At 71.6% G+C, this 7,131-nt stretch carries 8 protein-coding genes; 6 read left to right on the top strand and 2 right to left on the bottom strand.

Going from position 1 to position 7,131, the window contains the following annotated elements; translation table 11 throughout:
• The 4 genes from A5673_RS20630 to A5673_RS20615 all read left to right on the top strand — a co-directional run.
• Window positions 1-295, top strand: a 295-nt coding sequence (locus A5673_RS20630) for a DUF4129 domain-containing protein (protein WP_156748431.1), incomplete at its 5' end; no start/stop codon positions are given.
• The gene (locus A5673_RS20625; RefSeq protein WP_369806504.1) at window positions 277-1,449 is read left to right on the top strand and encodes a DUF4350 domain-containing protein; all 1,173 of its coding nucleotides are present in this window, start codon (window positions 277-279) and stop codon (window positions 1,447-1,449) included. The genes A5673_RS20630 and A5673_RS20625, both read left to right, overlap by 19 nt.
• Window positions 1,446-2,423, top strand: coding sequence for a MoxR family ATPase (locus tag A5673_RS20620; RefSeq protein ID WP_068236666.1), 978 nt, complete (start codon window positions 1,446-1,448; stop codon window positions 2,421-2,423). Before A5673_RS20625 ends, A5673_RS20620 begins: the two co-directional genes overlap by 4 nt.
• Window positions 2,423-3,745: a DUF58 domain-containing protein gene (locus A5673_RS20615; protein ID WP_068236663.1), complete on the top strand. Its 1,323-nt coding sequence runs from the start codon at window positions 2,423-2,425 to the stop codon at window positions 3,743-3,745. Before A5673_RS20620 ends, A5673_RS20615 begins: the two co-directional genes overlap by 1 nt.
• A gap of 17 nt (window positions 3,746-3,762) precedes the next feature.
• Here the strand turns inward: A5673_RS20615 and A5673_RS20610 are convergent, their stop codons facing one another.
• The gene (locus tag A5673_RS20610) at window positions 3,763-4,755 is read right to left on the bottom strand and encodes a stage II sporulation protein M (RefSeq protein ID WP_068236660.1); all 993 of its coding nucleotides are present in this window, start codon (window positions 4,753-4,755) and stop codon (window positions 3,763-3,765) included.
• Between the two features lie 36 nt (window positions 4,756-4,791).
• Between A5673_RS20610 and A5673_RS20605 the strand changes: the two genes are divergently transcribed.
• Window positions 4,792-5,667, top strand: a complete 876-nt coding sequence (locus tag A5673_RS20605) for an RDD family protein (RefSeq protein WP_068236657.1) — start codon at window positions 4,792-4,794, stop codon at window positions 5,665-5,667.
• On the opposite strand, the gene A5673_RS20600 is transcribed toward A5673_RS20605, so the two are convergent.
• Window positions 5,664-6,053: a hypothetical protein gene (locus A5673_RS20600; RefSeq protein ID WP_068236654.1), complete on the bottom strand. Its 390-nt coding sequence runs from the start codon at window positions 6,051-6,053 to the stop codon at window positions 5,664-5,666. The genes A5673_RS20605 and A5673_RS20600 overlap by 4 nt on opposite strands.
• Window positions 6,054-6,258: 205 nt before the next feature.
• On the opposite strand from A5673_RS20600, the gene A5673_RS20595 reads away from it, so the two are divergent.
• Window positions 6,259-6,981 carry a PadR family transcriptional regulator gene (locus tag A5673_RS20595; protein ID WP_068236651.1) on the top strand — a complete coding sequence of 241 codons (723 nt, stop codon included), beginning with the start codon at window positions 6,259-6,261 and terminating at the stop codon, window positions 6,979-6,981.
• The last annotated feature ends 150 nt before the right edge of the window (window positions 6,982-7,131 follow it).

Here is a 7,131-nt window from a genome sequence, read left to right as displayed (position 1 = left end):
CCGGCTGCGCGCCGTCGCACGCCAGCTCGAGGAGACCGGCGTGCTGGAACCGGCTTTGGGTCGCACCGCCAACGAGCTGGCCCGAGACGCCGGCGCGGCGCTCCCCCACCTGGCCGACGAATTGTCCCAGGCGGCAACCGCATTCAACGACGTGACGTATGGTGAGCGGCCCGGGACCGAGGCCGCCTACCGGATGATCGCCGCCCTCGACGATCATCTGCGGTCACGCGCGCCGGCCACGCCGGCGATGTCCGGCCAGCCGGCGGCGACCGCGGCATGGGCGCAGGTCCGGTGATGGCCACCGTCGCGGCGCGTCCGGCGGCCGGGGCCGCGCAGCCCACCCGGCGCTGGGGGCCGTGGTTCTGGGCGGTTCTCACCATCGCGGCGCTCGCCGCCATCGCCGGCCTCGGTGCCTACCTGACCGCACCGCGGCCCGGCGACCGGATGGACCCGGAATCGACGCTGCCCGACGGGGCGCGCGCGCTGGTGACGCTGCTGCGCGACGGCGGCGTCGAGGTCGTGGTCGCCGACACCATCGCCGACGTCGAACGCGCGGCCCGGCCCGACACGCAGATCCTGGTGGCGCAGAGCCAATACCTCGGCGACAGCACGCTGTTGGACCGGTTGGCGAAGGTCCCCGGCGATCTGCTGCTGGTGGAACCGACGGCGCGAACCCGCGAAGCGCTGATGCCGGGCGTGCGTAAAACGATCGGGACCATATCGTTTGACAGCAATCCGAATTGCACTCTGCGCGAGGCCAATCGCGCTGGCACCGCCCGCTTCGGGCCGAGCGACACCTACCAGGCCACCGACTCCCGAGACGTAACCAGCTGTTATGACGGGGTGCTGATCCGCTATCGGGACGACGGGCGGACCGTCACGGCCGTCGGCAACACCGACTTCATGACCAACGGCGGCCTGTTGCAGGCGGGCAACGCCGCGCTGGCGATGAACCTCGCGGGCGACCGGCCCCGCCTCGTCTGGTACGCGCCCCACCGCATCGAGGGCGAAACCTCCGCGCCGTCCTCGGTTTTCGATCTGATCCCGGAGAACGTCACCTGGATCGTGTGGCAGCTGTGCGTGGTCGTGCTGCTGGTCGCCCTGTGGAAGGGCCGCCGGCCCGGGCCGCTGGTGGCCGAGGAGTTGCCCGTCGTGGTGCGGGCGTCGGAGACCGTCGAGGGGCGCGGCCGGCTCTACCGCTCGCGGCGGGCCCGCGATCGCGCCGCCTCCGCCTTGCGCACCGCGACCGTGCAGCGGCTGCTGCCCCGCCTGGGCCTCGGCCCCGGCGCGCCGGCGCCGGCGGTGGTGGCGACCGTGGCCCAACGCAGCGGCGCGGACCCGGGATTCGTCTCCTACCACTTGTTCGGGCCACCCCCGGCCACCGACCAGGACCTGTTACACCTCGCCCGTGCGCTCGACGACATCGAAAGGCAGGTCACACACACGTGACGCAACCAGCTACCACCCAGACGCCCGCCGCCGATTCGGCGCGCGAGGCGCTGCTCGCGTTGCGAGCCGAGCTCGCCAAGGCCGTCGTCGGGCAGGAGGGAGTGGTCAGCGGCCTGGTGATCGCGCTGCTGTGTCGCGGCCACGTGTTGCTGGAAGGCGTTCCGGGAGTGGCCAAGACGCTGCTGGTGCGGTCGCTGGCGGCCGCTCTGCAGCTGGAGTTCAAGCGCGTGCAGTTCACCCCCGACCTGATGCCGGGCGACGTGACCGGCTCGCTGGTGTACGACACGCGCACCGCCGCGTTCGAATTCCGGCGGGGTCCGGTGTTCACCAACCTGCTGCTGGCCGACGAGATCAACCGCACCCCGCCCAAAACGCAGGCCGCGCTGCTCGAGGCGATGGAGGAGCGTCAGGTCAGCGTGGAAGGCGAAGCCAAGCCGCTGCCGGACCCGTTCATCGTCGCCGCGACGCAGAATCCGATCGAATACGAGGGCACCTACCAGCTGCCCGAGGCGCAACTGGACCGCTTTTTGCTCAAGCTGAATGTGACGCTACCGGCGCGCGAGGCGGAGATCGCCATCCTGGCCCGGCACGCGCACGGCTTCGACCCCCGCGACCTGTCATCGATCAAGCCGGTGGCCGGGCCCGCCGAGCTCGCCGCCGGACGCCAAGCGGTGCAACAGGTCCTGGTCGCCGACGAGGTGCTGGGCTACATCGTCGACATCGTCGGCGCCACCCGCTCCTCCCCCGCACTGCAGCTGGGGGTGTCGCCGCGCGGGGCGACCGCGGTGCTGGCCACCGCCCGCTCCTGGGCGTGGCTGTCCGGCCGCAATTACGTCACCCCCGACGACGTCAAAGCCATGGCCCGCCCGACGCTGCGGCACCGGGTGATGCTGCGCCCGGAGGCCGAGCTCGAAGGGGCCACGCCCGACGGCGTCCTCGACGGGATCCTGGCATCGGTCCCGGTGCCCCGCTAGTGATCCTGACCGGGCGCACCGGGCTGGTGGCGCTGATCTGCGTCCTGCCCATCGCAGCATCCCCTTGGCCGGCAACGGCTTTCGTCGTCCTGCTGCTCCTCCTGTGCGCGGTGGTGATCGTCGATGCGGCGCTGGCGGCCAGCCCCCGCGGCCTGCGCTATGCCCGGTCGCCGGACTGCTCGGCGCGGCTCGCGCAGCAGGTGGACACCGACCTGGTGATCCACAACGACGGCCGCCGCCGGTTCCGCGGGCAGGTCCGCGACGCCTGGCCGCCCAGCGCGCGCGCCGAACCGCGCAGTCACGCCGTCGGCATCGCCACCGGGGAACTCCAGCGCGTGCAGACCCGGCTGCGGCCGGTTCGCCGCGGTGATCAGCGCGCGGCCCTGGTCACCGCCCGGTCGGTCGGACCGCTGGGGCTGGCCGGGCGGCAGGGTTCGCAGTCGGTGCCGGGTCAGGTCCGGGTGCTGCCGCCGTTCTTGTCGCGCAAGCACCTGCCGTCGCGCCTGGCCAAGCTGCGCGAGATCGACGGCCTGCTGCCGACGCTGATCCGCGGGCAGGGCACCGAATTCGATTCCCTGCGTGAGTATGTCGTCGGCGACGACGTGCGCTCGATCGACTGGCGCGCGACCGCGCGCCGCGCCGACGTCGTGGTGCGCACGTGGCGACCCGAACGCGACCGCCGCGTGGTGATCGTGCTCGACACCGGGCGCACCGCCGCGGGGCGCGTCGGCGTCGACCCGACGGCCGCCGATCCGGCGGGCTGGCCGCGGCTGGACTGGTCGATGGATGCCGCGCTGCTGCTGGCCGCCCTGGCGTCGCGGGCCGGCGACCACGTCGACTTCCTCGCGCACGACCGGGTGAGCCGCGCCGCCGTGTTCGGTGCGTCGCGCACCGAGCTGCTCGCCCAGCTGGTCGAGGCGATGGCCCCGCTGCAACCGGCGCTGATCGAACCCGATTGGCGCGCAATGGTTGCCGCCGTGCTGCGGCGCACCAGGCGCCGCTCGCTGGTGGTGCTGCTGACCGACCTCAACGCAACCGCGCTGGACGAGGGGCTGGTGCCGGTGCTGCCGCAGCTGTCGGCAAAACACCATGTGATGATCGCCGCCGTCGGCGACCCCCGCGTCGACCAGCTGGCGGCGGGGCGCTCGGACGCGGCGGCGGTCTACGACGCGGCGGCCGCCGAACGCTCCCGCAACGACCGGCGCGCGATCGCCACCCGGCTGCGCCACAGCGGGGTGGAAGTCGTCGACGCGCCACCCGCGGAGATCGCGCCCGCCCTCGCGGACCACTACCTGGCGATGAAAGCCACCGGCCGGCTTTAGCTTTCGGGCCGAGCCGGCTAGCCGGTCGGGACGACGTCCGGCGCGTCCTCGACGTCGCCGGTCTCACCGGCCTTGGCCGCGCGGCTACCGAAGTACACGATGTAGGACAAGAACGCCGCCTCGGCGATGACCCCGATGCCCACCCGGACGAACGTCGGCAACGGGGACGGCGTCACCAGGGCTTCGATCAGTCCCGAGACCAACAGCACCGCCACCAGCCCGACGGCGACCGAGACGACACCGCGGCCCTGCTCGGCGAGCACCTGCCCGCGTGGCCGGTCCCCTGGCGAAATCACCGACCACCCCAGCCGCATCCCCGTCGCGCCGGCCAGGAACACCGCCGTCAGCTCCAGCAGCCCGTGCGGGGCCAGCAGTCCCAGCAGGATGCCGCCCTTGCCGGCCTGGAACATCAACCCCGCGATCAGCCCGAGGTTGGCGGCGTTGTTGAACAGGATGATCGGGATGGGCAGCCCCAACACGACCGACATGGCGATGCACTGGGCGGAGACCCAGGAGTTGTTGATCCAGACCTGCAGGGCGAACGCCGCGGCCGGGTGTTCGCTGTAATACGACGCCACGTCATGGTTGACCAATTCGTCTATGTCACTTGGCGTTCCGAGTGCGGACTGCACCTCCGGATTGACGGCCACCCAGATCGCGATGACCACCGCGACGGCGAAGAACGCGACCGCCGTGCCCAGCCACCACCGCCACGCGCGGTACGCGACGACCGGAAACGACACCGTCCAGAACCGAACGAACGCACTGCTCAGCGGCGCGTGGGCCCCGGTCACCACCGAGCGGGCCCGCGCGATGAGGCTCGACAGCCGACCGATCAGCAGCGAGTCCGACGACGCCGACCGCAGCATCGACAGATGGGTGGAGGCCCGCTGGTAGAGCTCGACGAGTTCGTCCACCTCGGCGCCGGTCAGGGAGCGGCGTCTGTTGACCAATTGATCGAGCCGGTCCCACGTTGCGCGATGGGTCAGCACGAATGCGTCGACGTCCACCCTGCGCAGCCTAATCGCCCTGTAGCGTTCGGTGTTATGTCGGAGGTGGTCACCGGGGACGCGGTGGTGCTCGATGTGCAGATCGCCCAGTTGCCGGTGCGGGCGGTGGGCGCGCTGATCGACATCGCCGTGATCTTCGTCGGCTACGTGCTGGGCCTGATGTTGTGGGCGGCCACCCTCACCCAGTTCGACGGCGCGCTGAGCGCCGCCATCCTGCTCGTCTTCACGGTCCTGGTGATCGTCGGGTATCCGCTGGTGTTCGAAACCGCCAGCCGTGGGCGCTCGGTCGGCAAGATCGTGATGGGCCTGCGCGTGGTGTCCGACGACGGCGGCCCAGAACGCTTCCGGCAGGCGCTGTTCCGCGCGCTGGCGTCCGTGGTCGAAATCTGGATGCTCGCGGGAAGCCCCGCCGTCATCTGCAGCCTGTTGTCGCCGAAGGCCAAGCGCATCGGCGACGTCTTCGCCGGCACCGTCGTGATCAGCGAGCGCGGGCCGCGCTCCGAGCCGCCGCCCGTGATGCCGCCGTCGCTGGCGTGGTGGGCGTCCTCGCTGCAGCTGTCCGGCCTGGATCCCGGCCAGGCCGAGGTAGCACGCCAATTCCTGTCCCGCGCACCGCAACTCGATCGCCGGCTACGTCAACAGATGGCATACCGAATCGGCGGTGACGTCGTGTCCCGCATCGCCCCGCCACCCCCGCCCGGCGCCCCGCCGGAGCTGGTGCTGGCCGCGGTGCTCGCCGAGCGACACCGCCGCGAGCTGGCGCGGCTTCGCCCCGCGATGCCGCCCGGGGGGCCGTGGCCGCAACAGGGTCCGCCCGGCTGGCCGGCCGCACCGCCACCGCCCGCACCCTGGCCGCAACCGGGGCCGGCGACGCCGGAACCGCGGCCGGGTGGGTTCGCGCCGCCGGTCTAGCCGGACACGGCCGCCGCCATCAGGGCGACGTCCAGGATGAGCAGCGCCCAGCCAACCAGCGGAACTGCGATGCCGCCGCGGCGCTTGGCGGTGAAGAACGAGATGACGATGACGACGAAGGCCACGACGGGCGCGCCGTAGAACGCGACGCCGAAATCGATGCCGCCGCGACCCAGGTTCGGGCACGTGCGCTCGCTACACCCGTCGGTGCTCATCACCGCGCCGAGCGCGAAGAGCATCACGATCGCCGCGGCGGGCACCATCGCCAGCGCCAACCCCCAGTTGACCCAGGGCCACGCGCCGCGGCCGCGGCCGCCGTCGCCCGGCCTGGCCTGGTCCACGCCCCGGGTTCCGCCGCCGACGGCCAGGTTGTTGTTAGCGTCCATCCCTCAGTTCCTACCCGCGGTCCGCCGGAGGCAAACCGCGGCGTCGCGGCCGCTTCGAATTCTTTTCGCCCAGGTCAGAGGCCCAAAACGGCGGCTTCCCCGTCCCTCCAAAGAATATCTGGTTGCATCGCGTTAGTTTCCGATATATCGTGATACTCCGAAGCGCACGACCGGTGCAGCTTCCCCAGACGTAAGGACAACCAACATGACCAACCCATTCACTCCGCCCGAGGGTCCATTCGCCGGCCGGTCCGGTTTCGGATTCGGTTTCGGCCCCGGCCCGGTGGACCGGCGCGCCCTGCACGACGCCAGGCGCCAGGCCCGACGGGAATTCCGCGAACACCTCCGCGACCACAGCGGGGACCGCTTCGGCCCCGGTTTCGGTCCCGGCTTCGGTCCCGGCTTCGGTCCCGGCTTCGGTCCCGGATTCGGCCCGGGGTTCGGATTCGGCCCGGGCGGCCGGCGCGGGTCGCGTCGTGGCGGCCGCGGCCGTGGACGCCGCGGTGACGTGCGAGCGGCCATCCTGGCCCTGCTGGCCGAGCGGCCGATGCACGGCTACGAGATGATCCAGCAGATCGCCGAGCGCAGCAACGGAATCTGGCGGCCCAGCCCCGGGTCGGTGTACCCGACACTGCAGCTGCTGGACGACGAAGGCCTGATCAGCGCCAGCGAAACCGACGGCAGCAAAAAGCTTTTCACGCTGACCGACGAGGGCCGCGCGGCGGCCGAAAAGGTCGAGACCCCGCCGTGGGATGAGATCGCCGAAGGCGCCGATCCCGGCCAGGTCAACCTGCGGGCCGCGATCGGCCAGTTGTTCGGCGCGGTCGCGCAATCCGCTCACACCGCCACCGCCGATCAGCAGCAGCGCATCGTCGAAATCCTCAACAACGCCCGCCGCGAGGTCTACGGCATCCTCGGCGAGGACTAGTTTCCCTTGCCCCCCCCTCTTGCCGCGAGCGTGCGCAGAATGACGGCGCACACGGCGTGTCGCCGTACAAACACGCACGCTCGCGGCTAGCGGCCCCGCACGCTCGCGGCGATGGGGGCTAAGAAATATCCACCCAATCCAGGGTCCGCT

It is taken from the genome of Mycobacterium sp. E3198 (assembly GCF_001667015.1).
GTDB lineage: Bacteria > Actinomycetota > Actinomycetes > Mycobacteriales > Mycobacteriaceae > Mycobacterium.
This window is presented reverse-complemented; position numbering and strand designations above follow the sequence as displayed.